The organism is Salinivibrio sp. SS3 (genome assembly GCF_001722105.1).
Classification (GTDB): domain Bacteria; phylum Pseudomonadota; class Gammaproteobacteria; order Enterobacterales; family Vibrionaceae; genus Salinivibrio; species Salinivibrio kushneri.
This window is the reverse complement of the sequence record NZ_MEBQ01000009.1, coordinates 19,094-45,273: the sequence shown is the minus strand read 5'-3', so window position 1 is coordinate 45,273 and position 26,180 is coordinate 19,094. Positions and strand designations below refer to the sequence as shown.

The following is a 26,180-nucleotide window of genomic DNA, read 5'->3' as shown; positions in this document are numbered from 1 at the left end:
CGATTTTAACGGAAATTTGACCGCTTATGGCGCCCATGCACCTAGGATAAGGCGCGATATTGTCAATAGGTGATTCATAATGAAAACGCCGTCTCTTTTTCTTCTGATGTCCGCACTGTCTATGCCATATAGCCACGCCGCGGAAGCCGATTCGTCGCCTTGGCAAAGCGAGCTGTCTTTAGGCCTACAACAGTTGAGCGGCAATGCCGATTCACAGACAGTCAACGGGGAAGTCAATGGTCAATATGATGGCGAACAAACACGTTATCAAGCCAGCGCGAGCGTGCTACAAGTGGAAAAAGATGGAGAAGAAGATAAACGTAAAACCGAGTTAGAAACCCAAGCAAACCGCGGTATTAGCGCACGCAGCTATGTTTTACTCAACGCTACCTATGTCGCAGATCGCTACGGTCCTTATTTCGATGATTTTATGCTAGCGACAGGACTCGGTCATCAATGGTGGCAAAGTGACACACTCTCACTGAGCACAGAAGTGGGGCCAGGGTATCGCTACCAGCGCCCCAACCTTGATGAAATCGACGATGACGATCTCATCATGCCTTACTCGGTTCGCGAGCCGGTGATTCGTGCACAAGCCAAAGGAGAGTGGCAACTGGTCGACAGTGTTCGCTTAGAGGGGAGAAGCATAGTGATATCAGGTGCCAGTAATACCAGCGTGGAAGGCGCCGTCACTCTGGCTTCCACCATTACTGAGAAGCTTTCGATAAAAATAACCAGCAAACACAATTATATGACGGATGTACCACCAGGACTCAAAAATCACGATAGCGTGCTCACACTCGGTCTTCGTTATCAGTGGCTATAAAAGACGAAAAAAAACCAGCCCGAAGGCTGGTCTTTTATCAACGTATTGATGCGCAATTACGCAGCAACAACGTTTACTTTTACCGTTGCGAACACGTCATAGTGCAGCTGTACGCTGATTTCGTACTCGCCAGTGTGACGCAGTGCGCCCTCTGGTAGACGAACTTCGTTTTTCGCAATTTCAACGCCGGCTGCAGTCACAGCATCAGCGATGTCACGGGTACCGATAGAACCAAACAGTTTACCTTCATCACCCGCTTTAGAAGCGATTTCAACCGCTTCTAGTGCTTCAACTTTCTCTGCACGCGCTTGAGCAGCGGCCAGTTGCTCAGCAACTTTTGCTTCTAGCTCAGCACGACGTGCTTCAAAATGTTCGATGTTGGCTTTGGTTGCCATAACTGCTTTACCCTGAGGGATAAGGAAGTTACGCGCATAACCAGATTTAACAGTTACCTGATCACCTAGGCCACCCAGGTTACCGATTTTATCAAGTAGAATAACTTGCATTCTTCAATCCTCTCTAACTTGGACAGTTCCGATTACTGATGCTTGTCAGTGTACGGCAGCAGGGCCAGGTAACGAGCGCGCTTGATAGCACGAGCCAGTTGACGCTGATACTTAGCACGAGTACCAGTGATACGGCTAGGTACGATTTTACCTGATTCGGTAATGTAGTTTTTTAGAGTCGCTACATCTTTGTAGTCGATCTCTGTAACGCCTTCTGCAGTGAAACGGCAGAATTTACGACGACGGAAGAAACGTGCCATGGGCTTATCTCCTGATCTAAATGTCTATGATGTTGTCGGCGTGCAATACCAATTTTCCCTCGCCTTGTCGGCTGGTTTGGTAGGCGAGAAACCCGCTTACCTTGATATGGCTGCCTAAAGCTAAATGTTGCGTTTGTTGTGTTGACACTTGCCCGCTGGCTACCACTGATAAGCGACAAAACACTTGTCGAGGTAGGTCAGCTTCAACCTGCGTGGAACGATGCTCTAGCACAAAGTGACAGTGCGGAATTCCAGCGGGGCTTTGGCGACGGACCGGACCTTTACTGATAACACCAGCAAGCTCCAACCGATTGGTCATCACAGCAATTACTCAGCTGCGTTTTCGCCTTCAGCTTGCGCTTCAGCTTTTGCTTCTGGTTTCGCTTCTGCACGCTCTTCGCGCTCAGGGCGATCTTCACGCTTAGCGGTACGCTCTTCTTTAGCCTTCATCATCACAGATGGCTCAGTGATAGCGTCTTTGGTACGCATGATCATGTTACGGATCACCGCGTCGTTGAAGCGGAACATGCTTTCCAGCTCGTCAATCACAGCCTGCTCAGCTTCTACGTTCATCAGAACATAGTGTGCTTTGTGCAGTTTGTTGATTGGGTAAGCCAGTTGACGACGGCCCCAGTCTTCTAGACGGTGAATCTGACCGCCTGCATCTTTGATAGACGCAGTGTAACGCTCGATCATGCCAGCAACTTGCTCGCTCTGATCAGGGTGCACCATGAATACGATTTCGTAATGACGCATTGAGTTGCTCCTTACGGATTAATCAGCTTCCACAATTGGCTCGGTCGTCCAGCGGAAGCAAGGAACGAAAAGTAAAAGACCGAGAATCAGGCGCGAGATAGTACAGAATTGCAGCGGTATAAGCAAACAGATTTTCTCTTTATCTGCCAATCTTTCTGTCACCGTGTCACCACAACGTCACAAGGCCCTCGCTGCGTTTTTATCGTAACACGCTCCTTACCCTCACCCTTTAAAACATAGAATATGCAGGCCACTTAATTCGCTTAAAACAACAACCTACTGATAACATTCTCCGTGATATCGGCCGAAAAAACATGACTAATCGCAAAAAAATCAAGAAATCAAGCCTGCAAACTGTCAAGTTTGTTCAATTTCCCACCAACATCACGCTATTGATGTACTTATTTTTTACCGATAATTAATTTCTGAACCCGCGCTCAAATTATTGCATCCTCGCCTCCATTTCTTGGCAAACATTGCCCAATATAACGATTTCATTGCCTAGGATAGACCTATAAGTCGGTTTTTTACTGCAAAAAGCGTAGGGAAGAACGCATCAAGCACTGACTGCATTGATGAAATTCGCTTCAAAAATTTTGGGAGCAAAATATGAAACTAATGACGCCATCGCGTGCCGTCGCGCTAGGCTTGGCGGGGCTCGCATTAAGTAGCCCCAGCGTGTACGCTGCGGTTGATTGCCAGCCATTGCCCGCTTGGCAGGACGGAAATACCTATACCTCAGGGGATCAAGTCAAAGCAGACAATACCGCCTATGAGGCAAGGTGGTGGACGCAAGCCGATCCTGCGACTCAATCTGGCGAGTGGAAAGCATGGAAAATCCTCGGCCAGTGCGCGGGCAGCGTTAACCAAGCCCCTAACGCAACCTTAACCGTGTCACCGTCTGGGCCCGTTGAGGTTAGCGACACACTCACCTTCACCCTCGCCGGAAGCGACACGGATGGCACGGTGACCTCATTTGCGCTCTCCCAAGGCGACACCGTCTTATATGAAGGTGCAGAAGCGACCACCATTGACTGGAAAGCTGAACAAACGGGGCGTTTTACCTTTACCCTCACCGTGACCGACGACAAAGGCGCCACCGACACCCAAACATTGCAACAGGTGGTGGGTGATGACCCAACCGGCGGCGATGAGTATGCCTGTCGCCCGGCGGGTTTATACACAACCCCAGATGTCGAGGTGCCGTATTGCTCTGTGTATGACGAAAACGGCCTTGAAGACATGGGCGCTGATCACCCTCGTCGTGTTATCGGCTATTTCACTAGCTGGCGAAACGGCGCTAACGGCCAGCCCGCTTATTTAGTCAGCGATATTCCTTGGGAAAAGATCACCCACATTAACTACGCCTTTGCTCACGTCAACGCGGACAACCAACTGTCTATCGGCGATCCTAATGCCCCCGATAACCCCGCGACCCAGATGACTTGGCCAGGCGTGGCCGGCGCAGAGATGGATCCAACCCTGCCGTACAAAGGCCACTTTAACTTGCTCAACAAGTATAAAAAGCAGCATCCCGACGTGAAAACGCTGATCTCCGTGGGCGGCTGGGCCGAAACCGGGGGCTACTTCGGTGAAAACGGCGAGCGCATCGACAGTGGCGGTTTCTATACCATGACCACCAATGCCGATGGCAGCGTCAACCAAGCCGGCATCAAGGCTTTCACCGACAGTGCCGTCGCCTTCTTGCGTCAGTATGGCTTTGATGGTTTGGACATTGATTATGAATACCCATCGTCGATGAAAGACTCTGGCCACCCTGACGATTTCGAGTACTCCAACCCACGTCGCGCGCACTTGAATAAATCCTATCAAGTGCTGATGAAGTCGCTGCGTGAAGCGCTCGATAAAGCCAGTGCACAAGATGGCAAGCACTATATGCTGACCATCGCCGCACCGTCATCGGGTTACTTATTGCGCGGGATGGAAACCTTCCAAACCACCCAATACTTAGATTACGTCAACATCATGAGCTATGACCTGCACGGGGCATGGAACGATCATGTTGGCCATCAAGCGCCGCTGTATGACACCGGAGAGGATTCCGAACTTAAACAGTGGAATGTCTACCAAACCCCTGAATTTGAGGGGATTGGCTATTTAAATACCGACTGGGCAGCCACCTACTTTATGGGCGGTATGTCACCCGGCCGCATCAATATCGGTATCCCGTATTACACCCGCGGCTTTAAAGACGTACAAGGCGGCGATAAAGGCCTTTGGGGACGCGCGCCATTGCCAAACCAAAGTGAGTGTCCAGCCGGCACTGGTGTCGGTGAGAAAAACAAATGCGGCAACGGTGCAGTCGGCATTGATAACCTTTGGCATGATGTGGACGAGCTCGGCAACGAAGTGCCTGCTGGCTCCAACCCTTTATGGCATGTGAAAAACTTGCTCGATGGCAAACTCCCGGCCTATGCGGCGGAATACGGACTTGACCCTGAGCAAGACCCCACTGATCGCCTTACTGGTAGTTATCAGCGTTACTACGATGACATCGCCAAAGCGCCATGGGTTTGGAACGAGGAAAAACGCGTATTCCTGTCGATGGAAGACGAAACCTCGATGGCCGAGAAAGTGGACTACGTAATCAACAAAGGCCTAGGCGGGGTGATGTTCTGGGAGCTGGCGGGGGATTATCGCTATGATGATCAGCGTCAAGCCTATTTTATGGGTGACACCCTGACCTCGCTGGCATACCAAACCTTTAAGCAATCCGGCAGCGACTACTCACTGCAACGCGGCGATGCCAACTTCCAAGTGCCAAGCGAGCAAGTGGATGTCACGTTTGACGCGCTGAACTTCCCAGTGGGCGATGACAACTACCCTATCCGCCCGACGTTCCGCTTTACCAACCACTCGGATCTGGACTTATCGGGCGCCACCATCAGCTTTGATGTGCCAGTGTCTACGTCGGCCATTTTTAAATCTGACTGGAACGCTCAGAAAAAGCTGCGCATGGAAGTCGTGCGTGATAGCAGCAACGCCAGTGGTAACAACATCGGCGGGTTTGATACCACGCTTCATCGCTTTGCCATCACCTTGATTAACGAATGGGGTGGCATTGAGCAAAGCTTTAAGCCGGGTGAAACCTTGGACGCTCAGGTGATGTACTACATGCCGATCACTAACCCGACCAATATCACCATCGAAAAAGATGGCCAGCGCTATGCGGTAAAGCAGGAGTATCCAAGCCTTCCGCCTGCGCTCCCCGGTAGTACCGGCCAAAGTGGCGGAGAGTCTCAGTGTCCCGGCGTCGATGTCGCCAGCCTGAGTACCTACCCCAACTGGCCTAACGGGAGCAATCATGCCAGCGGTGGCGACCAACTTATCTACCAAGAGGCGGTGTGGGAAGCCAAGTGGTGGACCCAAGCGGCCCCCGGTGGTCAAGCTTGGCGCCAAGTCTGCAGCCTCTAATCCATTTCTGGTCTTGAATACGGGGGCTAAGTGCCCCCGTTAAGGAGTCGTTATGTTCAAGTCTTCGTTTACTCAACTTTCCTGCCGTACCGCCATCGCCCTTGCATTGGCGGCAAGCAGTACACAGGTGATGGCACATGGCTATTTAGAAAGCCCCAAAGCGCGCCAGGCGATTTGCCATGAGCAAGGGGGTTATTGGTGGCCTTCAGATGGGTCAGGTATCCCTAACGCCGCCTGTCGCGCGGCGTTCTTAGAATCGGGGCACTACCCGTTTGTGCAACACCATGAATCGGCGCAATTGGTGGCGGATTATCGCAATATGAATGCCGTGAAAGCAGCCGTTACCGATGGCAACTTATGTGGCGCCGGCGATCCCAATAAAGCCGGGATCAGTTTGCCCTCACCGGACTGGCAACGCACCGAGGTCACCCCAGATGGCAATGGTCAAATTGACGTGCGCTTTCGCGCCACCACACCTCACAACCCAAGTTACTGGGAAATTTATCTAACCAAGCCAGATTACAACGGCGCGACCGATGCGCTGACGTGGGATAATCTCGAAAAGATCGACACCTTTGGCGATCTGCCCATTGTGGTCGGCGATGACGGTAACCGTTATTACGAGATGACCGTGACCTTACCCGCCGATCGCCAAGGTGATGCCATTCTCTATAGCCGTTGGCAACGCATTGATCCGGCCGGTGAAGGCTTCTACAACTGTGCCGACATCACCATCACCCCTAGTCAGACAGCGCCAGCCCAGTGGCACGAGCTGGGCTACTTTGTCGCGCATCCACAAATGGCAGCATTAGGCGATCGCGTGCGTGCCCGCTTGCACAATCGCCAAGGCCAAGAAGTGGTGGATGTCACACTCACCCTGACCGACCAAAATGTAGCTAATTGGCCACAAGCGCTGGCCAATCTTATCGAACAACAAGCTAACGAGCCCTTGCGTATCGGGGTGATGCGTCACGGCGAGATCCAGTTTAATGCCGATGACGTGGTGCAAAACCAAGTCTTTAGCCACCACGATAGCTATAGCTTCAATCTGTCGGTGATCCCGGCTACCGACGAACCCACCAGCAACCTGCCCGCGTGGCGCGCTTCTGAGGTCTATGTGGCCAAGGATCGCGTGCGCTACGGCGACAACATCTACCAAGCCAAATGGTGGACACGCAACGAGCAACCCGGCGCTGCCCTTGTTTGGCAACGCGTGACACAATAAGGAGCAAACATGAAGCCAATGACCCTACTCTCTCTGGCGATTGCTGGGGCACTGGGTGCCAGCCACGCCGTGGCGGCCCCCTCAACCCCAAGTTTGGACTGGAAGCCACAAAACTATTCTTTTGTTGAAGTCGACGAATATGGCCGCGGATCGTACAAAGATCTGGTGCAACGCGTGGATGAAGTCCAAATTGAAATTAAATGGAATGCCTGGTCCGGTGATGGCGGTGACAGCTACAAGGTGTACTTTGACGATCAGGTCGTCAATCAAGGCACCTTACCGGCAGGCACCAAGTCTGGCACAGTTACATTCCCTTATGACAAAGGCGGCCGCCATCAACTTAAACTCGCCTTGTGTGAAGGCGGCGTGGATGGCCAGTGTGCGACCAGTGCCGCCAAACCCATCGTGATCGCAGACACCGACGGTGTGCATCTTGACCCACTGCCGATGAATGTCGACCCCAACAACAACGACTACCCCAAACAACCTGATACCGTGGTGGGGGCATACTTTGTCGAATGGGGCATTTATGGTCGTAACTTCGATGTCAGTCAGGTGCCCGCGGGGAATCTCACCCACATCTTGTATGGCTTTATCCCCATTTGTGGCCCCAATGAGTCATTGGGCGACATCGAAAATGGCAACAGCTTGCGCGCGCTGGAGCTTGCCTGCCAAGGCTCAAAAGACTATGAAGTGGCGATCCATGACCCTTGGGCGGCGATTCAGAAAAAACTGCCCGGCACGCCAGCTAAAGATCCGATTGGTGGCACCTACGCGCAAATGATGGCGCTCAAACAGCGCTACCCGGATCTGAAAATTCTCCCTTCGGTGGGTGGCTGGACCCTATCCGACCCCTTCTATGATTTCACCGACAAGGCCAACCGTGATGTCTTTGTTGCCTCAATGAAAGAGTTCCTGCAAACCTGGAAATTCTACGATGGGGTCGACATTGACTGGGAATATCCAGGCGGTGGCGGTGCCAACCCTGATTTAGGTGACCCAGATAAAGATAGCCAAGCCTACGCGGCCTTAATGCGTGAGCTGCGCGCGATGTTGGATGAGCTCGAAGCCGACACGGGCCGTGAGTACCAACTCACCTCGGCCGTCGGGGCCGGTTATGACAAAATCGCCAATGTCGATTACAGCGCCAGCGCGCCGTACATGGATTACATCTTTGCCATGACCTACGACTTTTTCGGCGCGTGGAACAATGTCACCGGTCACCAAACCGCGATTTACTGCGGCAGCCATATGAGCGCAGATGAATGTGATGGTACTGGCGTCGATGACAACGGCGAGCCCCGTAAAGGCCCTGCCTACACGCTCGATAATGGCGTGCAATTACTGCTCGAAAGCGGCGTGCCACCGGAGAAAATGGTGATCGGTACTGCGATGTACGGCCGTGGCTGGGAAGGCGTTTTCCCTGCCAATGCGACCGATCCTAGCAACCCAATGACCGCCCCCGGTAACGGCCCCATCAAAGGCAGCACCGCTGATGGTATTTGGGAAGCGGGCGTGATTGACTATAAAGGCGTCGTTAAATCAATGCTCGGCAGCGCGGGGAACGGTATCAATGGCTTCCAACCCGGTTATGATGAGCAAGCTGAAGCGGCCTACGTTTGGAACCCAGATAACGGCAAGCTAGTCACTTACGACAACCCACGCTCGGTCAAAGCCAAAGGCCAGTATGTGCGTAATCATAACTTCGCCGGTTTGTTTGCTTGGGAAATCGATGCCGACAATGGCGATATCCTCAATGCGATGCACGAGGGATTAGCACAGGATGGTCAACCACCCGTCAATAATGCTCCTACCGTCACCCTTGCGCAGCAAAGCTATACGCTGGCGCCCGGAGCGTCGTTAACCATTGCTGCCAATGGGCGCGATCGGGATGGCGATGCCCTGACCTATCGCTGGCAAGGCGATGCGGCGTTGGCGCTGACCAATAGCGACACGGATTCGGTCACAGTGACCGCCCCCGATGTGAGCACCAGCACCGACTATTCTCTGTCGGTGACGGTATCGGATGGCCAAGCCAATGCCGAGGCCAATGCGACTATCGAGGTGGTGGTACCGGGTGAAAACCAAGCCCCTACCGTGACACCTATCGCCCCAGTTAGCCTGAAAAGCGGTGAGCAAACCCGCGTGACGGTTGAGGCGAACGACCCAGATGGCGATACACTCAGCTACACCTACCGTGCATCCGGCGATCTGGCCGCTTCTGGCACCGGTGATCAGGTATCGCTAACCGCGCCCACAGTGACGGAGAGTCGCGACTATGTGGTCACGGTCGAGGTCAGCGATGACGACAACACCACGCAAGCACAATTCACGGTCACCGTGACGCCGGCCAGTGGCTTGCCAACGTGGGATGAAAATACCGTGTATGTGGGCGGCGATCGCGTCCTGTATCAAGGGGTTGAGTATCGTGCCAAGTGGTGGACCAAGGGTCAGCGCCCAGACCAAGGCGGGCCATGGGAGCGCGTCGGGGATAGCCAATCCAACCAAAGCAGTGAATGGCAAGCAAACGTCGCTTATTCCGGCGGCGATGAGGTTGAATACAACAACCAACGCTACCAAGCCAAGTGGTGGACCCGAGGCGAAAAGCCAGGCAGCGCCGCGGTCTGGCAATTACTGTAATGGTTTTTCACTTCCCAAAATGACAAAACGCCCCAAGCCGGGGCGTTTTTCTTCAACGGTGAACAAGAGAGGCGGTACTTAGGGTATTTAGCGACGCTGATGCACCGCTTCATACAAACAGACGCCAGTCGCCACGGATACATTCAAGCTCGACACGCTGCCCGACATCGGGATCCGGATCAGCTCATCACAGGTTTCACGGGTCAAACGGCGCATGCCATCTCCTTCTGCGCCCATCACTAAGGCCAACGGTCCCACTAATTTGGTGTCGTAGACATCATGATCGGCCTCACCCGCGGTGCCCACAAACCACACGCCCTGCTCTTTGAGCGCACGCATGGTTCGCGCCAAGTTGGTGACGCGCACGAAGGGCACGACTTCAGCCGCGCCACAGGCCACTTTTCGCGCCGTGGCATTGAGCTGCGCGGACTTGTCTTTCGGGACAATCACCGCACTGACTCCCGCCGCATCCGCGGTACGTAAGCACGCCCCCAAATTGTGCGGGTCAGTGACACCATCAAGTACCAGCAACAAGGGGCTCTTGGTATTAGCGAGGATCGCCTCCAAGTCATTTTCGTTATACTGACGGCCCGCTTTGACACGGGCAACAATCCCCTGATGCGATGCACCTTGGGTTTTGTCGTCTAACGCTTTGCGGCCGACTTGCTGAATACTGACACCCAGCATCGCAATCTCATTGAGCACAGGTACCAGACGTTCATCCTGACGCCCCTTTAACACCATCACTTCAATAAAGCGGGAAGGATCGGTCGCTAAAATCGCTTTAACGGCATGGATACCGTAAATTACTTCATTACTCATGATTTACTTCTTTTTCTGACCCGCTTTGGCTTTTTGTTTCTTCGCCTTTTTCTTACGCGCTTTTTCCGCTGGCGATTTCACTTTACGCTTTTTGCCGTTTTTATCTGCAGGCGCCTTATCGGCTTCAACATTTGGCACCGCACCGCGTTTGAGCTGTTGGCGAACCGAGGTTCGCTCACGACGGGCTTGCGGGTCTTTATTCGACTCCGCACGGCCTTTCTTGCGTTTATCGCGCGCGGTTTTGCCCGGGCGACGAGCTTTGCGTTCAGAGCCTACCAGCTCAAAGTCGATTTGTCGCTCATCCAAGTTCACCGCCAAGACTTTCACGGTCACCTGATCGCCGAGCCGGAACACACGACCCGAGCCTTCGCCCACCAAGCGTTGCCCTACCATATCAAAGCGATAGTAATCGTTATCGAGGTTAGAAATATGCACCAAGCCATCGATATGTAGCTCATTAAGGCGGACAAAGAAACCAAAACCAGTGACATTGGCAATCACGCCCTCTAGCTCATCGCCAACGTGATCTTGCATGTACTCACATTTAAGCCAGTCTGACACATCACGGGTGGCATCATCGGCACGGCGCTCTGTTTTCGAGCATTGTTCACCCAGCACATCTATATCATCAAACGAGTAGTGATAGCCGCCAGTGGGTGTCCAACGGTCTTGGTTTTTACCCGCTTGCTTGGCAACCAGGTATTTAAGCGCTCGGTGCAACAGCAAATCTGGATAGCGACGAATAGGCGAGGTAAAGTGCGCGTATTGCTTGAGCGCCAAACCGAAGTGGCCTTGGTTATCCGCTTGATACACCGCTTGCTTCATCGAGCGGAGCAGCATGGTTTGAATCAGTTCACTGTCAGCACGACCATGGACCACATGCATCAGTGCCGCGTAATCTTTCGGCGTCGGCTCTAGACCACCGCTCAGGCTTAAGCCTAACTCGCCTAAAAAGTCTTTAAAGCCGCTAAGACGTTCCTCTCCTGGCGCTTCGTGAACACGAAAGAGCGCCGGCTCTTTGTGTTTTTCCACAAAGCGCGCCGAGGCAACGTTGGCCAAGATCATACATTCTTCGATGATCTTGTGTGCATCGTTGCGCTCCACCGGCACAATACGGTCGATTTTGCGCTGCGCATTGAAAATAAATTGGGTTTCCACCGTCTCAAATTCAATCGCCCCACGCTGCTGACGCGCACCACTGAGCACCTTGTACATATCGTGTAAAGTTTCTAAGTGCGGCACTAATGAGCGGTAGCGCTCACGCAGTTCCTCATCGCCTTCCAGAATATGAGACACCTTGGTATAAGTCAGACGCGCGTGGGAGTTCATCACCGCTTCGTAATGTTTGTAACCAGATAACGCCCCTGATTCTGAAATCGTCATCTCACACACCATACATAGGCGGTCGACTTGCGGATTCAGCGAGCATAAGCCATTAGAAAGCACTTCCGGCAACATAGGCACCACTTGGTTCGGGAAGTACACCGAGTTACCGCGGTTTTGCGCTTCTTTATCCAGCGCCGAATCAGGACGCACATAGTAACTGACGTCGGCAATCGCCACCCACAGGCGCCAGCCGCCCGAGCGTTTACGTTCGCAATAGACCGCATCATCAAAGTCGCGGGCATCTTCACCATCGATGGTCACCAGTGGCAAATCACGCAGATCGACACGGCCCTCTTTGGCTTTTTCTGGGACCTCTTCACTCAAGCTTTTCACTTGCTTGAGCACCGCATCCGGCCATTGATGAGGAATATCGTGGGTGCGCATCGCGATCTCGATTTCCATGCCGGGTGCCATGTTCTCCCCCAGCACTTCAACAATCTTACCGACAGGATTGGTTTGTCGGGTCGGACGCTGCATGATCTCAACCACCACCACATTGCCCATACGCGCGCCCTGAGTATGATCTTTATCAATCACGATATCTTGGCCCAGGCGGCTATCGTCAGGCACGACAAAGCCCATGCCATCTTCCACAAAGTAACGGCCTACAATCTGACCTTGGCGCGCTTCGGTTACGCGCACCACACGGGCTTCTTTACGGCCGCGCTTATCGGTGCCAACACCTTGGGCTAAAATCACATCACCGTGCATCACACTACGCATTTGGTGGTGAGGGAGCATCCAGTCATCGTGGTTGCCTTTGCCTTCTGGGCGCAGAAAACCAAAGCCGTCACGGTGACCAATCACGGTGCCTTTGACCAAGTCTAACCGCTCGGGTAAGGCATAGCATTGACGACGGGTGAACACCAATTGTCCATCACGCTCCATGGCGCGCAGGCGTCGACGTAGCCCTTCATACTGCTCATCACCAGCTAAGCCAAGGTGTGAAAACAGATTATCGCGGCTCACTGGCGCCTTGAAGCTGCGGATTACTTCCAGCAAATGCTCTCGGCTGGGGACCGGATTGTCGTATTTCTCCGCTTCACGTGCCTGGTGTGGATCCGCAGCGATGTTGTTTGGGGTATTATTTGTCGAACCTGTGTCTTGCGACATAGACCTTTTCCTATTGGCGTATGTTGATTTCATTATATCTGTAAACTGTCGCTATTGCGCCGCGATGATCGCAGTTTGACGTTTTGTTTCAGCGCCTTGCTTGCAGGCAACGAGAGGAACATGGCGCATCGGCCATATCAAATCAGATTGGGAACAGATGTGTATAGAGAGTGTAACGGATTTTGCGCATAAAGTCGCCTACTGGCGCCTTTCGCGGTCACCAATAGCTGGTACGCCGTTTGGCGCGGGCGATAATATTCTGTGGCATCCGTGCTTCAAGTGCGGCACGAAGCTCTGAAATACGGTTGCGGGTACGAGAGTCTGCGGTGATGGTTTGATATAACCAGCGATAAGCGTCTTCATAATCAAGTGGCGAACCGACATCATCCACTAGCAACTCAGCCAGTTGGATCCGGGCACGCGTATCACCCAATGAAGCGGCTTCGCGCAGGTAAGGAATCGCCCGACGTTGATCCTGTTGGACCAGTGTGCCATTGGCGTAGTAACGGCCAATTTGCTCTAGCGCAGCGGGTAGCCCTTGCTGCGCCGCTTGCTTCATGTAGTAAACACCGAGATCCGCGTCTTGATCCACACACACTCCCCACGCCAGCATATCGCCATATAAAAACTCGTAGGCGGGAGAGCCGACACGGGTGGCTCGGGCTTCGATGTCTTGCACGAGCTGGCATTCGTCTTGTTCGACGCGCTCAAGGTGAGAGTTGGTTTCAAAAAGGGTGATAAGTTCACTTTCTTCGTATAATGGCACAGCCGCCCCGACGTCCGCACGGGCCGTTGCTGTCGTCAGCGTCGCTGTCGTCAGAGAAAGTGAAAAAATCAGCGTTCGAAACTTCATGCCTACTCGCTATTCAACCAAGAAACCCAACAGCAACGCGCACGCTCGCCGTGTGCTTTTTTGTATCGGCACCTTGCATACTGACTTTAGCAAAGGCGGCAAGTTTTTTCCGCTTTCACGCGATCTGGCTTCCAACGCCACACCAAAATAGTAAAAAAGCCAGCGATCAACGCTGGCTTTTAGTATCGAACCGTCTCAAGTGCTTAGCTATTAAAAGGATGCACTTTGATGATGGTTTCGTTACGGTCTGGACCGGTCGAGATCACATCGATAGGCACACCAGTCAGCTCTTCGATACGCTTGATGTAATCGAGCGCTGCTTGCGGCAGTTCGTCGAGAGATTTCACTCCAAAGGTGTTTTCACTCCAGCCCGGCATGCTTTCATAGATAGGCTCGATGTGCTCATACGCGTCAGCTGCTAGTGGAGACACCTCAACCGTGGAACCGTCTGCCATCTTGTAACCGGTGCAGATTTTGATTTCTTCCAAGCCGTCCATCACGTCTAGCTTGGTTAAGCAGAAGCCTGATACCGAGTTAATCTGCACAGCACGACGCATTGCCACCGCATCAAACCAACCACAACGACGCTTACGGCCAGTGGTCGCACCGAACTCAGCGCCCTTGGTGCCGAGATGCATGCCAATCTCGTCATCCAGCTCAGTCGGGAATGGGCCTGCGCCTACTCGCGTGCAATAGGCTTTGGCAATACCCAGCACATAACCAAGATGACGCGGACCAAAGCCAGAGCCTGCCGCGACACCACCAGCGGTGGTGTTCGATGAAGTCACATACGGATAGGTGCCGTGGTCGATATCAAGCAAGGTGCCTTGTGCGCCTTCAAACATGATTTTGTCACCACGCTTGCGGGCATCATCCAGCTCTTGGGTGACGTCCATCACCATACCAGTGAGAATGTCCGCTTGCTCCATGACTTTCGCCAAGGTCTCTTCGTAGCTCACCGGCTCAGTTTTGTAAAAATGCTCGAGCTGGAAGTTATGGAATTCCATCACTTCTTTGAGTTTTTCAGCAAAAGCTTCTTTATCAAACAAGTCGCCAACGCGTAGGCCACGACGGGCAACCTTGTCTTCGTATGCAGGACCAATACCACGGCCTGTGGTACCGATAGCTTTCTTACCGCGTGCTTGCTCACGTGCCGCGTCAAGCGCAATGTGATAAGGCAGGATCAGTGGACAAGCTTCTGACAGGAATAGGCGCTCACGAACCGGCACGCCACGTGCTTCCAGCTCACCCATTTCTTTCAGCAAGGCGTCCGGGGACAGCACCACGCCGTTGCCGATAATGCATTTAACGTTGTTGCGGAGGATACCAGAAGGAATCAAGTGTAGGACGGTCTTTTCACCGTCAATGACAAGAGTATGACCTGCGTTGTGACCGCCTTGATAGCGCACCACGTATTTTGCATCTTCAGTCAAAAGATCAACGATCTTTCCCTTACCTTCGTCACCCCATTGGGTGCCGAGAACGACTACGTTATTACCCATCTTCTTCGATATGCAGCTAGTTAAAAATGGATTCTAGCACCTTAAAAACTCGGTTGCAGTCATTTTTTAACCGTATTGACATTTTCACCGCTCTTCTCGGTACCAGGTGGCTGAATGCTAGGTTAAAAACTGGTAAGCCAACACACACCCAATCACCACCAAGCAACCGCCAATACGCCGCAACTGGGTGTCAGATTGCTCACCTAAAGCCATGACCATTTGTCGCCACTGTTTGGGCAGTAACATCGGCCCTAACCCCTCAACCACTAATACCAGCGCTAGCGCGCCCCACAAGCTAGTCATCCTTACCTCCTACGTCGAAAACAGGGGATGACGACATAAAAAAAGACAAGGCCGGGACCTTGTCTTTTATGCGTCGCTACCCATCTAACGATTTACTTTTCTATCGCTTCAGGTTGCTTCATGTATTTGAAGAAATCACTCTTCGGATCCACAACCAGCATATCGCTCTTACTGTCAAAGCTCTTACGATACGCTTGTAGCGAGCGAACAAAGCTATAGAACTCAGGCTCTTTTTTGAACGCACTGGCAAATAGCTTCGCCACTTCTGCGTCAGCTTCACCACGAGTGATCCGCGCTTGACGTTCTGCTTTGGACAGAATTGTCGCCACTTCTAGCTCGGCTTGCGCTCGAATAATTTCCGCTTGCTCGCGACCTTGTGCACGATGACGACGGGCAACGGCCTCACGTTCAGCACGCATACGGGCATAAATCGACTCACTGATTTCACTCGGGAGGTTGATACGCTTGATACGCAAGTCAATCAACTCAATCCCTAAATCACGCGAGCCCTCGCTGGCCGCACGCTCAAGGACGCTTTCCATCACTTGATCACGTTTTTCAGACACAATCTCTTTGATGGTCTTATTACCAATTTCGGCACGCAGGCCATCGGCGACACGACGTTGCAACAGAGATTCAGCCGTCAATTTATTACCGCCCCCCGTGGACAGATAATACTGGCCAAAGTCTTTAATACGCCATTTGACGTAAGAGTCGATAATAACGTCTTTTTTCTCTGCGGTGACAAAGCGATCAGCGCGATCATCCATGGTTTGAATACGCGCATCCAAGGTCTTAACGCGATCAAACAATGGCAGTTTGAAGTGCAGACCCGGTTGGTAGATCTTGGCAATATCATTGTCCGCTTTTAGCACGCGTCCAAAACGGATAACAATGCTGCGCTCACCTTCACTCACCACGAAGATCGACATCAAAAAGACCACTGCCGCTAGGACGACAACGGGGATCATCATCTTACGCATGCTTAGTATCTCCCTTCTCGTGATGAACCAGAACGCGGCGCCGACTCTTGCTGTTTAGGCTGCGAGCTTTGCTCAAGCTCAATACCGTACTGGCTGCTCGACGTCTCTTTACGCTGGTTAGCGCCAACGGCTGCGCCTCCCATTAACTTATCCAGTGGGAGATACATGAGGTTGCTGTTTCCGCTTTGCGAATCCACCATCACCTTACTGGTATTGCTATATACTTCTTCCATGGTCTGGATGTATAGCCGGTTACGCGTCACGCGTGGCGCATCACGATACTCAGGCAACAGTTTCTCAAATTGAGAGACTTCACCCTCAGCTTCGTTAACCGTACGCTCTTTGTAACCCAGTGCCGCTTTTTTCAGCGTTTCTGCACGACCCGTTGCTTTCGGCAACACATCATTGCGATACGCTTCAGCTTCACGGATAAAGCGGGCCTCATCCTCTCGCGCTGCAATCGCATCATCAAAGGCGTCTTTGACCTGCTCAGGTGGGCGCGCATACTGGAAGTTAACATCCACCACCAACAAGCCCATTTTGTACTTGTCGATGATGTCGTTCAGCTCAACTTGGGTGCGCTCACGCACTTCTTGACGACCACGGGTGATGATGTCATCCATCAAAGAGTCACCCACGACCGCACGCAATGCCGAATCAGTTGCTTGACGCAAGCTATCATCGGCGTTGGTCACGCTATACAAATACTGCTGTGGATCCATCACGCGGTACTGAACGTCCATCTCGACGTTGACCACGTTTTCATCTTTGGTCAGCATCAGGCCAGAGCTGTTGAGCGAACGAATCGACTCCACGTCCACCGTGCTTACCGTATCCACAAAAGTTGGTTTCCAGTTCAGGCCCGGTTGAACGATACGATCATACTGACCAAACCGTAAGACCACACCACGCTGAGCTTCTCCGATGGTATAGAACCCGGAAATCCCCCAAACAATGATGCCCACTAGCGCGAGGACGCCTAGCCCTGCCATACCACCGCCGAACGATGGTCCTTTACCTTTGCGGCCACCTAAGCCGCCCAGTTTGCGACTTAGTTTGTTAAACAATTCATCAAGATCCGGTGGCCCTTGATTACGGCCTCCACGATTCCCCCAGGGGTCTTTGTCGGGACCGCCATTGTTTCCTGGCTCATTCCACGCCATTCGCGCACTCCATCAAATTGATCTGACGATAATTTTTTACTCTAGCAGCCTAATCACTGACGATAAAGTCGCCGAGCTGGTTGCCTTCTCTTTTTTCTAGTCGATACCAGTCTGTTTGTGGCAGCCTGACATCGACAAGTAGATGCCCATCATCTTGGTACTCTTCACTGACAATGCATCGCATCTGGTGAAATTTACTTTGCATTCGTCCGGCCATGCTGGGTGGTAGCCGTAATTGATGCCGCACCATGGTGCCAGATAAACGCTCGGTAAGGGCTTCAAATATGAGCGCGATACCCTGACCAGACAACGCTGACACCCATACTGCTTTCGGAACGCCCTCTTCGTCCCGTTCAATACGAGGCTCAGCCTGATCCAGACTATCTATTTTGTTCATAATGATAAGATGAGGCACATCCGCCGCATCGATTTCATCCAACACACTGTTGACCGCCTCAATGTTGTCACCAAAGCGTTCATCACTGGCATCGACCACGTGTAACAACAAGCTCGCTTCTTGTGTTTCTTGAAGCGTTGCTTTAAATGCCGCGACCAAGTCATGCGGTAAGTGACGAATAAAGCCAACGGTGTCCGCCAATATTGCGGTACCGACGTCGTCGACTTCAATACGGCGTAAGGTCGGATCCAAGGTGGCAAACAGCTGATCGGCCGAATATACCCCCGCTTCGGTGATCCGATTAAACAAGGTCGATTTGCCCGCATTGGTATACCCTACCAATGACACAGTCGGTACTTCTGCCCGTGCGCGAGCGCGCCGCCCTTGCTCTCGCTGTTTCGCCACTTTATCCAGTCGCTTTAAAATCGCTTTTACCCGATCACGCACTAAGCGACGGTCTGTTTCTAACTGAGTTTCACCCGGGCCACGCAAGCCAATCCCGCCTTTTTGACGCTCAAGGTGAGTCCAGCCTCGCACAAGCCGGGTAGATAAGTGACGTAACTGTGCCAGCTCAACTTGCAACTTACCCTCATGGGTACGCGCGCGCTGGGCAAAAATATCGAGGATTAATCCGGTCCGGTCTAACACTCGGCATTTAAACCGTTGCTCTAGGTTGCGCTCTTGCGCCGCGGATAAGGTGTGATTAAAAATCACAATGTCCGCGCCGACTTGTTGCACTGTATCTGCTATTTCTTGGGCTTTTCCCTCTCCAACAAAATATTTGGGGTGAGGGGACTGACGGCTGCCGACAACAACTTGCAAGGCGTCGACACCCGAGGATGACACCAGCATTTGAAATTCGCTGAGATCATCCCACTCGCCATCATGGGTAAAATTTATATGAACGAGTACAGCCTGTTCACCGGCCTCGTAACGGTCAAACAAGCGATAGACTCCTTAGCAATAGAATGCTTTATTCCTCAGGTTTTTCTTGCTGACGTTCGCCCTGTGGACGCTCACCAGCTCCTTGGTTATTGTTGTGGTGGCTCACAGCTCGTGCCGGCACAACGGTTGAAATCGCGTGTTTATACACCATTTGATTAACCGTATTTTTTAGCAGGATCACGAACTGATCAAACGATTCGATTTGGCCTTGCAACTTAATACCATTTACTAAGTAAATGGAAACAGGAATGCGTTCACGACGTAACGCGTTCAGGAATGGGTCTTGTAATGATTGCCCCTTAGCCATTATTTCTTTTCCTTATTTGTTTGTAATTGTAGTCAATTGTCGCGGTTAAGCAGCGTCCTTGTCAGTGACAGTATACATCAAGTTTCCGTCCCTGCCGTCAACGCTTTTGTCACCGTTTGTAAAGACAGCGACGGCGTGTCGCTATCAAGCCAAGTCACATTATCCCAGCCTCTTAGCCAGGTTATCTGACGCTTGGCTAACTGGCGCGTCGCGCAAATCCCACGGTAAACGGCTTCATCATGGGTGCAACGTCCGGCCAAATAGTCCCACATCTGACGGTACCCGACACAACGAATCGAGGGCAGATCGACATGCAGATCTTCGCGTTCGTATAGTGTGCGTACCTCTTTTTCAAACCCCGCGTCGATCATTTTATCGAAACGACGCTCGATGCGGCGATGCAATTCACCTCGATCCTGAGGCGCTATTGCAAATTGGTGTACCTGATACGGCAAAGGTTCACCTTTTTTTTCTGTTAATGCTGTTAGGGTCTGACCACTGATCCGATAGACTTCTAACGCCCGCGTAATTCGCTGCGGATCGTTGGGGTGGATCCGCGCCCCCGACACGGGATCAACCTCGCACAACTGAGCATGTAATGCTTCCCACCCATGCTGTTGCGCCTCGTTTTCTAACGCTTCACGGATGTCAGGAACCGCACTCGGCAACGGTGATAGTCCTTCTAGCAATGCTTTAAAATACAGCATGGTGCCTCCCACCAACAGTGGGATCTTACCATCCGCGACGATCCGCGCCATTTCTGTGAGCGCATCGTCACGAAAGTCTGCCGCCGAGTAGGCCTGAGACGGATCACGAATGTCGATCAAACGATGGGGGGCTTGCGCTAATTCCTCCGCGGTTGGCTTAGCTGTCCCAATATCCATCCCGCGATAAATCAGTGCCGAATCAACACTAATGATTTCCACTGGCAAAGTCTGGCGTATTGCAATGGCCAAATCCGTTTTCCCGGATGCAGTCGGCCCCATCAAAAAAATCGCTTTAGGCAGCGGATTAGTCATGCTGTAATGCTTCTATCACTGAGGTCAGGTCGAGGCGTTTAAAGTAGCGCTGGCGCCCCTTTTCTAACGCATCCCCCTGCCAATATTGTTCAATGTCCGATACGGTTTGTACCGCTTGCGCAAGGCTGACTGGATCCGATGCTACTGTCAACTGCTTTGCCAGCCAACTGCACATACTCGCGCTGTGATCCGTGTGGGATTGGTCGGGGTCTAACCCACCCAAACAATCCAACAGTGCCGGTATAAACGCTTGCAAGTTATGTTGGCGTAGCGGCTGACAGACTGACATCACCATTAATTGCTGCCCTTTGGGGCGAATATGAATGCCAAACTGGCCAAGTAACGCCTGATACTGGATCACGCGCTGACACTCCTCTTCAGAGGCCGATAACCGTTGTGGGATCAATAGAGGTTGAGTGACTAACCCCTCATCCAGAGCGGGTTGTAACGCCCCTTGATGACGCCAGCATGCCAAGCGGTGATGATCGGCTAACCATAATCCCTCCCCCCAGGACATCAACACATAGTGCTGCTCAACCACTGCAAGCACCTTGCCTAATCCAGACTGACCCGTGCTCGCCACTGTTGAGGCGGTATCGATCGTTGCTGGGACGCTGTCAAAATGCGACAACGTCGTCGAACTCGCTGGCGTGGCCTTACCAAGGTCAGCCCCGGCATCAGATTGGGGGGTCATCAATGCTTGATACGCTTGCGTCGCCTGCTTTGAAGGTGAGCTTGAGGGAGCAGACGGTCTTCCCGGCCAGTCTGAACCGTGAGAGGGCCGGCCACTGCGTGAGCCGTCACTGGCGTCGTGATGATACGATACCGTATCACGCGGCAACGTGGCCTGTGACCCACCGCTCCCCTCGCGCTTACCCGGGTAATCAGGAAACGCGTCTACGGCTTGTTGGTATGGATTAGGTTTGGCGGTCGCAGAGGCTCGCGGCTGATAAGTGACGGCTTCTCTCACTTCGCCCGTCTCAGGGTCCACACTGTGATCTTCAGAGAACAACGCTTGCTGTAAGCCGTCATAAATGGCTTGATAGATAAAATCATGCACCAAGCGCGCCTGATGAAAACGGACTTCATGTTTGGCCGGGTGCACATTGACATCTACTTGATGCGGATCGACATCAATATACAGCACGAAAGCGGCATACTGATCCTGGGCAAGGCTTTGTTCATAGCCTTGACGAATCGCGTGGTTAATCAGCTTATCTTTCATCATTCGCTGATTAACAAAACAATGCTGCATATCGTTTTGTTGTCGTGCGCCTGCCGGTGTGCAGATCCAGCCTGTCAGTGCCATGTCGTGGTGATGCAGGTCAATCCGCAACGCATGCTCAACAAATTTTTGCCCACAAATCGCCTTAACGCGACGCAGTGGATCGCCATTTTCTGGTACACGTCGATATTGGCGCACTTGCGTGCCGTTGTGGCGTAGATTGATGGTGATATCAAACCGGCTCAATGCAATGCGGCGTAATAGCTCATCAATGTGGCCAAATTCGGTTTTGTCGGTGCGTAAAAATTTGCGCCGCGCTGGAGTGTTAAAGAATAAGTCCACCACTTCCACGGTACAGCCAACCGGATGGGCGGCGGGTTTGACATTCACCGCCATCTCTCGCCCTTCGGCAAACGCCGACCATGCTTCTTGCTGGTCAGCTGGACGCGAGGTGATGGTAAGACGTGATACCGAGCTAATACTCGCCAGCGCCTCGCCGCGAAAGCCGAGGCTCATGATCGCCTCAAGATCGTCAAGGCTATGGATCTTAGACGTGGCGTGTCGACTCAGGGCAAGCTGCAGATCGGCTTTGCTGATCCCACCACCATTATCACGCACCCGGATCAGTTTGCTCCCGCCTTTTTCAATATCCACATCAATGCGGGTGGCCCCGGCATCAATGCTGTTTTCTACCAGCTCCTTGACCACCGAGGCAGGACGTTCGACCACTTCCCCTGCTGCAATCTGGTTGGCAAGGCGCGCGGGTAAAATCTCAATCGCCATATTAGCTTCCTGGGATGATCAGCGTTTGCCCGACCGCCAGCGTATCAGAGCGTAATTCATTGGCGCGACGAAGGCTCTCAATCGTCACCCCGTAATTGCTAGCAATTTTGCCAAGGTATTCACCGCGTTTGACTTTGTGCTTCACCGCTGGCGGTGTTGCGCCCGGCACTTTCAGCTTTTGCCCGACCCAGAGCGTGTCAGACTTCAAGTTATTCGCACGGCGCAGCGTCGCCACCGAGACGTGATACTGCTCGGCAATTTTGCCGAGAAACTCGCCGCGGCTCACAGTGTGCGTCAGCGTGCGTGTTGATGTTGCTTTACTTGTCTTTCCTGCTAATTTGGCGACATCCACATTGGGGATCGATAACACTTGGCCCACCCGCAACGTATTAGAGGTTAACCCATTCGCCGATTTTATCGCGGCGACGGAACTCTTATATTTTTTAGCAATGACCGACAGTGACTGACCGGCACTGACTTTATGTTTGACGCCGTTTTTGCGCGCAGCAAACAAGGTGCCATCCGGCGGGAAACGCTCAAAATAATTGCGAATACCATGATAGACCGCATCCGCGAGCCGGCGCTGGTGATCACGCTGAAATAGCAGGCGTTCTTCTTGCGGATTCGAGATAAAGCCCACCTCGACGAGCAAAGACGGTATGTCTGGTGATTTTAATACGGCCAGACTGGCGTGCTCTGGACTCGATTTATGCAATTTAGTGACTTTGCCAAGCTCCTTTAATACCCGTTTCGCGACATTAAAGCCTTCCTTTTGCGAGTTACTAAACTGCAAATCCAACACCGCACGGCTTAAATACTCGTCCTCATTATTCTGTGCCAGTAAAGAGCCTCCACCCAACAAGTTGGACTGCTCTTCGTGTTTTTCAATCCAGCGACCAATTTCACTGTTCGCCCGGCGACGAGAGAGTACCCATACTGACGCGCCACGAGGCTGTGGCTTATGGAAGCCATCCGCGTGTACCGAGACCAATAAATGGGCTTTGTGTTTACGTGCAATTTCGGAACGACGGTTCAAGTCGACAAAATAATCGCCCGTACGGGTTAAGACCGCACGCATGCCGGGAACAGCGTTAATACGCGCCGCCGCTTGCTTAGCGATGGAGAGCGTGACATATTTTTCAAATTTGCGGCTCGGCCCCACCGCACCGGGATCGTTACCGCCATGCCCGGCATCAATTGCCACCACGATATCCTCGGTGCCAAAAGGCAATGCGGCCACCGTCTCACGCCGCTTTTTTTCAGCAACAGACAATGCCGGTTTATTTTTATCCACTTTCTTAGGATGGGGTAAATCAACCACCAGCCGGTGGCCATATTCCCCCCCAGGGGCGAGCGAGAAGATATGTGGTTTGGCACCGTCTTTTAACTCAAAGACTAATCGATACGTCGATGCCTCGGGCGGACTACTTTTACGGATTTTACCCAGGATATCGCTGCCTTTAACCGGCTTAGGTAAGCGCGTAGCCAGCTGGCTCTGCTTTAAGTCAACCACCAACCTATCGGGGCGTGACAGTGAGAAATAGCTAAAATCCGGTTTATCTTCAAGATCCACCACCACCCGTGTCTCATTGGGGGCGGGCCATACGCGAATATTTTCAATCTTATTGGCCCAACTTGTTGCACTCAACAAACTGGCGATCATCAAGATGCAAAGCCGCTGCCACATCATGCTAGTCTTCCCATTCTAGACGGTCGATAATTGCTACCCCAACATGGGTATTCGCGTCAATAACCAGTTCACGTTGCTCGCCGTCATAGCGCAGCCTAATGTCTAGATCGGCGCGCGGTAACCAGCCTTGGCCTTTTTCCGGCCATTCAATCAAGCAAAGCGACTGATCATTAAAATAATCACGGATCCCCATAAACTCCAACTCTTCTGGATCGCCCAGTCGATAAAGATCAAAGTGATAAACCTGCCATGGCGTTAACAAGTAAGGCTCCACGAGCGTATAGGTCGGGCTTTTCACATTACCGGTATGTCCCATTGCTTGCACAAAGCCGCGGCAGAACGTGGTTTTGCCGGCGCCAAGATCACCGTGCAAGTAACAAGTGGTACTTTGCGTACATGCACGCGCCAACGCGGCACCAAACGCCACGGTGCGATCGGCATCCGTCAATGAGGTGGTAAAAGTCTGGGTCATACTACAAAGGGATCTCATCTTTATATGGGTATTCGTCGCACCTTGCATGGCTACCGCCACCTGTGCGCTAATCAACTAATTGTTGCAAATAGGGGAGTAAATCGCTGGCCAATAATCCCCGTTCTCCTGCCTCGGCCGCCTTATCACCCGCTTTGCCATGAAGATAGCACCCCAGAGCCGCGGCAGGAAATAAGTCCACGCCTTGCGCAAGTAGGCTGCCTATTACACCCGACAGCACATCGCCCATTCCCCCTGACGCCATGCCAGGGTTGCCGACATTAGCAACAGCATAATTTGTGCCATCATATACGATTGTTCCCGCGCCTTTAAGTACGGCAACGCCACCATAGCGGGTGTGTATCGCTTTGACGGCAGCAAAGCGGTCAAGTTCCACATCTTTGGTGTCACAACCTAATAAGCGCGCCGCCTCTCCGGGATGGGGGGTGAGGATCCAGTCATCACGGTGTTGTGGCTGCCGCGCTAGCTTGTTAAGGCCATCGGCATCAATCACCTTGGGCGTCCGAGCACTCACGGCGATCGTCCACAACGCATCCGACCACGCACTCTGGCCCAGTCCCGGGCCAATGACCAAATGGGTTGCCCATGCGAGTGTCTCGCTGAGTGATTGACCGGGGGCCCAATCTTGTGTCATCAACTCCGGCTGACGGGTGACCAGCATCAACGTATGCGCTTTTTGTGTCACTACTTTGACAAGTCCGGCACCGGCTCTTAACGCCGCTTGCGCTGATAAGGTCACCGCGCCCGCCATACCTTGATCGCCACCTAAACACAGTACACGCCCAAACTGGCCTTTGTGTGCACTACGCGCGCGCTTTGGTAAATACTGTTCAATCCAGTCGTCGCAAACAAGGTAGCCGGCGGGTGTGCACTGACGCGAGAACGCCGTCGCCACGTTCAAGCCCGCGAACAATAATTTACCGCGATAAGAGACAGCTTGGCCGGTGAGCAATCCTTGTTTTAACGCAATCAAGGTGACGGTCATATCCGCATCAATGGCCGCGCCTTTCACGCAGCCACTATTGGCACAAAGCCCAGAAGGAATATCTACCGCCACCACAGGTACATCCGCGAGGTTGATAGCGCTGATCGCCTGCGCAAACGTTCCCTCCACGGCACGCGATAATCCAGTGCCCAAGATAGCATCGACCACGACATCAAACTGGCTGATGGTGGGTGGGTATTCCACATAGCTACCACCACAATCTTGCCACTCTTGCCAAGCAGTCGCCGCATCCCCCTCCAGTTTATTTGGGGTCACTAACGACCAGACGGTAACGTTCAACCCTGCGGATTTGGCAAGCCGCGCAATCACATAACCATCACCCGCGTTATTCCCGGCGCCACATACGATTAATAGTCTGGCCGCATTGGGATAATGTTGATTGATACAGTCAAACACTGACTGTCCCGCGCGTAGCATTAACTGATACAGGGGAATCGACAATGCACGCGCGACCGCTTGCTCGCCTTCTCGAACTTGCTCTGCGCGATAGAAACTCTGTGGTAAACTTGTTGCCATTAAGTGCCTCCATTGATTGTTCTGCACCA

At 52.6% G+C, this 26,180-nt stretch carries 22 protein-coding genes; 4 read left to right on the top strand and 18 right to left on the bottom strand.

The features are described from left to right. Nucleotides 1-79 precede the first annotated feature (79 nt). Complete coding sequence (locus BGL48_RS04830; protein ID WP_069361597.1) at nt 80-826, top strand: DUF481 domain-containing protein; 747 nt, start codon at nt 80-82, stop codon at nt 824-826. Nucleotides 827-882: 56 nt separating this feature from the next. Here the strand turns inward: BGL48_RS04830 and rplI are convergent, their stop codons facing one another. From rplI to rpsF, 4 genes are read right to left on the bottom strand one after another with little or no spacing between them, the layout of a single operon-like run. Beyond that, complete coding sequence (rplI, locus tag BGL48_RS04825; RefSeq protein WP_046074368.1) at nt 883-1,332, bottom strand: 50S ribosomal protein L9; 450 nt, start codon at nt 1,330-1,332, stop codon at nt 883-885. 32 nt (nt 1,333-1,364) lie between these two features. Then, nucleotides 1,365-1,592, bottom strand: a complete 228-nt coding sequence (rpsR, locus tag BGL48_RS04820; RefSeq protein WP_021023493.1) for a 30S ribosomal protein S18 — start codon at nt 1,590-1,592, stop codon at nt 1,365-1,367. A gap of 16 nt (nt 1,593-1,608) precedes the next feature. Beyond that, nucleotides 1,609-1,911: a primosomal replication protein N gene (priB, locus tag BGL48_RS04815; RefSeq protein WP_069361596.1), complete on the bottom strand. Its 303-nt coding sequence runs from the start codon at nt 1,909-1,911 to the stop codon at nt 1,609-1,611. A gap of 8 nt (nt 1,912-1,919) precedes the next feature. Beyond that, on the bottom strand, nt 1,920-2,348 hold the full coding sequence (gene rpsF, locus BGL48_RS04810) for a 30S ribosomal protein S6 (RefSeq protein ID WP_069361595.1): 429 nt from the start codon (nt 2,346-2,348) through the stop codon (nt 1,920-1,922). 609 nt (nt 2,349-2,957) lie between these two features. On the opposite strand from rpsF, the gene BGL48_RS04805 reads away from it, so the two are divergent. From BGL48_RS04805 to BGL48_RS04795, 3 genes are read left to right on the top strand one after another with little or no spacing between them, the layout of a single operon-like run. Continuing rightward, a complete protein-coding gene (locus BGL48_RS04805; RefSeq protein ID WP_069361594.1) occupies nt 2,958-5,783 on the top strand; it encodes a glycosyl hydrolase family 18 protein in 2,826 nt (941 codons plus the stop codon). Nucleotides 5,784-5,835: 52 nt separating this feature from the next. Then, nucleotides 5,836-7,008 (top strand): lytic polysaccharide monooxygenase, encoded by a 1,173-nt coding sequence (locus BGL48_RS04800; protein ID WP_069361593.1) that lies wholly within the window; start codon nt 5,836-5,838, stop codon nt 7,006-7,008. 9 nt (nt 7,009-7,017) lie between these two features. Beyond that, nucleotides 7,018-9,648, top strand: coding sequence for a glycosyl hydrolase family 18 protein (locus BGL48_RS04795; RefSeq protein WP_069361592.1), 2,631 nt, complete (start codon nt 7,018-7,020; stop codon nt 9,646-9,648). 87 nt (nt 9,649-9,735) lie between these two features. Here the strand turns inward: BGL48_RS04795 and rlmB are convergent, their stop codons facing one another. The 14 genes from rlmB to BGL48_RS04725 all read right to left on the bottom strand — a co-directional run bounded on the left by rlmB (nt 9,736) and on the right by BGL48_RS04725 (nt 26,151). Continuing rightward, a complete protein-coding gene (rlmB, locus tag BGL48_RS04790; RefSeq protein ID WP_069361591.1) occupies nt 9,736-10,470 on the bottom strand; it encodes a 23S rRNA (guanosine(2251)-2'-O)-methyltransferase RlmB in 735 nt (244 codons plus the stop codon). A 3-nt stretch (nt 10,471-10,473) separates the two neighbouring features. Then, entirely contained in the window at nt 10,474-12,969 is a 2,496-nt protein-coding gene (gene rnr, locus BGL48_RS04785; RefSeq protein ID WP_069361590.1) for a ribonuclease R, read from the bottom strand. Between the two features lie 217 nt (nt 12,970-13,186). Next, nucleotides 13,187-13,822, bottom strand: coding sequence for a flagellar protein MotX (gene motX, locus BGL48_RS04780; RefSeq protein ID WP_069361589.1), 636 nt, complete (start codon nt 13,820-13,822; stop codon nt 13,187-13,189). Nucleotides 13,823-14,025: 203 nt separating this feature from the next. Continuing rightward, nucleotides 14,026-15,324 (bottom strand): adenylosuccinate synthase, encoded by a 1,299-nt coding sequence (locus BGL48_RS04775; RefSeq protein ID WP_069361588.1) that lies wholly within the window; start codon nt 15,322-15,324, stop codon nt 14,026-14,028. Nucleotides 15,325-15,441: 117 nt separating this feature from the next. Next, nucleotides 15,442-15,627: a DUF2065 domain-containing protein gene (locus BGL48_RS04770; protein WP_069361587.1), complete on the bottom strand. Its 186-nt coding sequence runs from the start codon at nt 15,625-15,627 to the stop codon at nt 15,442-15,444. A 92-nt stretch (nt 15,628-15,719) separates the two neighbouring features. Next, entirely contained in the window at nt 15,720-16,610 is an 891-nt protein-coding gene (hflC, locus tag BGL48_RS04765) for a protease modulator HflC (protein ID WP_069361586.1), read from the bottom strand. Between the two features lie 2 nt (nt 16,611-16,612). Then, complete coding sequence (hflK, locus tag BGL48_RS04760; protein WP_069361585.1) at nt 16,613-17,773, bottom strand: FtsH protease activity modulator HflK; 1,161 nt, start codon at nt 17,771-17,773, stop codon at nt 16,613-16,615. 49 nt (nt 17,774-17,822) lie between these two features. After that, nucleotides 17,823-19,115: a ribosome rescue GTPase HflX gene (gene hflX / locus BGL48_RS04755; protein ID WP_069361584.1), complete on the bottom strand. Its 1,293-nt coding sequence runs from the start codon at nt 19,113-19,115 to the stop codon at nt 17,823-17,825. Between the two features lie 28 nt (nt 19,116-19,143). Then, nucleotides 19,144-19,422 (bottom strand): RNA chaperone Hfq, encoded by a 279-nt coding sequence (gene hfq, locus BGL48_RS04750; protein WP_046074381.1) that lies wholly within the window; start codon nt 19,420-19,422, stop codon nt 19,144-19,146. Between the two features lie 77 nt (nt 19,423-19,499). Then, nucleotides 19,500-20,441 carry a tRNA (adenosine(37)-N6)-dimethylallyltransferase MiaA gene (gene miaA, locus BGL48_RS04745; protein WP_069361583.1) on the bottom strand — a complete coding sequence of 314 codons (942 nt, stop codon included), beginning with the start codon at nt 20,439-20,441 and terminating at the stop codon, nt 19,500-19,502. Beyond that, nucleotides 20,434-22,449, bottom strand: coding sequence for a DNA mismatch repair endonuclease MutL (gene mutL / locus BGL48_RS04740; RefSeq protein WP_069361582.1), 2,016 nt, complete (start codon nt 22,447-22,449; stop codon nt 20,434-20,436). The genes miaA and mutL overlap by 8 nt, the downstream gene beginning before the upstream one ends. A gap of 1 nt (nt 22,450) precedes the next feature. Further along, a complete protein-coding gene (locus tag BGL48_RS04735) occupies nt 22,451-24,139 on the bottom strand; it encodes a LysM peptidoglycan-binding domain-containing protein (RefSeq protein WP_069361581.1) in 1,689 nt (562 codons plus the stop codon). Nucleotide 24,140: 1 nt separating this feature from the next. Further along, nucleotides 24,141-24,611, bottom strand: coding sequence for a tRNA (adenosine(37)-N6)-threonylcarbamoyltransferase complex ATPase subunit type 1 TsaE (tsaE, locus tag BGL48_RS04730; RefSeq protein ID WP_069361580.1), 471 nt, complete (start codon nt 24,609-24,611; stop codon nt 24,141-24,143). Nucleotides 24,612-24,678: 67 nt separating this feature from the next. After that, nucleotides 24,679-26,151 carry a bifunctional ADP-dependent NAD(P)H-hydrate dehydratase/NAD(P)H-hydrate epimerase gene (locus BGL48_RS04725; protein ID WP_069361579.1) on the bottom strand — a complete coding sequence of 491 codons (1,473 nt, stop codon included), beginning with the start codon at nt 26,149-26,151 and terminating at the stop codon, nt 24,679-24,681. Nucleotides 26,152-26,180 lie beyond the last annotated feature (29 nt).

What these genes read in the sequence shown, in the direction of transcription:
- BGL48_RS04830 (WP_069361597.1), top strand. Translation starts at nt 80, where the DNA reads ATGAAAACGCCGTCTCTTTTTCTTCTGATGTCCGCACTGTCTATGCCA.
- rplI (WP_046074368.1), bottom strand. Translation starts at nt 1,332, where the DNA reads ATGCAAGTTATTCTACTTGATAAAATCGGTAACCTGGGTGGCCTAGGT.
- rpsR (WP_021023493.1), bottom strand. Translation starts at nt 1,592, where the DNA reads ATGGCACGTTTCTTCCGTCGTCGTAAATTCTGCCGTTTCACTGCAGAA.
- priB (WP_069361596.1), bottom strand. Translation starts at nt 1,911, where the DNA reads ATGACCAATCGGTTGGAGCTTGCTGGTGTTATCAGTAAAGGTCCGGTC.
- rpsF (WP_069361595.1), bottom strand. Translation starts at nt 2,348, where the DNA reads ATGCGTCATTACGAAATCGTATTCATGGTGCACCCTGATCAGAGCGAG.
- BGL48_RS04805 (WP_069361594.1), top strand. Translation starts at nt 2,958, where the DNA reads ATGAAACTAATGACGCCATCGCGTGCCGTCGCGCTAGGCTTGGCGGGG.
- BGL48_RS04800 (WP_069361593.1), top strand. Translation starts at nt 5,836, where the DNA reads ATGTTCAAGTCTTCGTTTACTCAACTTTCCTGCCGTACCGCCATCGCC.
- BGL48_RS04795 (WP_069361592.1), top strand. Translation starts at nt 7,018, where the DNA reads ATGAAGCCAATGACCCTACTCTCTCTGGCGATTGCTGGGGCACTGGGT.
- rlmB (WP_069361591.1), bottom strand. Translation starts at nt 10,470, where the DNA reads ATGAGTAATGAAGTAATTTACGGTATCCATGCCGTTAAAGCGATTTTA.
- rnr (WP_069361590.1), bottom strand. Translation starts at nt 12,969, where the DNA reads ATGTCGCAAGACACAGGTTCGACAAATAATACCCCAAACAACATCGCT.
- motX (WP_069361589.1), bottom strand. Translation starts at nt 13,822, where the DNA reads ATGAAGTTTCGAACGCTGATTTTTTCACTTTCTCTGACGACAGCGACG.
- BGL48_RS04775 (WP_069361588.1), bottom strand. Translation starts at nt 15,324, where the DNA reads ATGGGTAATAACGTAGTCGTTCTCGGCACCCAATGGGGTGACGAAGGT.
- BGL48_RS04770 (WP_069361587.1), bottom strand. Translation starts at nt 15,627, where the DNA reads ATGACTAGCTTGTGGGGCGCGCTAGCGCTGGTATTAGTGGTTGAGGGG.
- hflC (WP_069361586.1), bottom strand. Translation starts at nt 16,610, where the DNA reads ATGCGTAAGATGATGATCCCCGTTGTCGTCCTAGCGGCAGTGGTCTTT.
- hflK (WP_069361585.1), bottom strand. Translation starts at nt 17,773, where the DNA reads ATGGCGTGGAATGAGCCAGGAAACAATGGCGGTCCCGACAAAGACCCC.
- hfq (WP_046074381.1), bottom strand. Translation starts at nt 19,422, where the DNA reads ATGGCTAAGGGGCAATCATTACAAGACCCATTCCTGAACGCGTTACGT.
- miaA (WP_069361583.1), bottom strand. Translation starts at nt 20,441, where the DNA reads ATGACTAATCCGCTGCCTAAAGCGATTTTTTTGATGGGGCCGACTGCA.
- mutL (WP_069361582.1), bottom strand. Translation starts at nt 22,449, where the DNA reads ATGGCGATTGAGATTTTACCCGCGCGCCTTGCCAACCAGATTGCAGCA.
- BGL48_RS04735 (WP_069361581.1), bottom strand. Translation starts at nt 24,139, where the DNA reads ATGATGTGGCAGCGGCTTTGCATCTTGATGATCGCCAGTTTGTTGAGT.
- tsaE (WP_069361580.1), bottom strand. Translation starts at nt 24,611, where the DNA reads ATGACCCAGACTTTTACCACCTCATTGACGGATGCCGATCGCACCGTG.
- BGL48_RS04725 (WP_069361579.1), bottom strand. Translation starts at nt 26,151, where the DNA reads ATGGCAACAAGTTTACCACAGAGTTTCTATCGCGCAGAGCAAGTTCGA.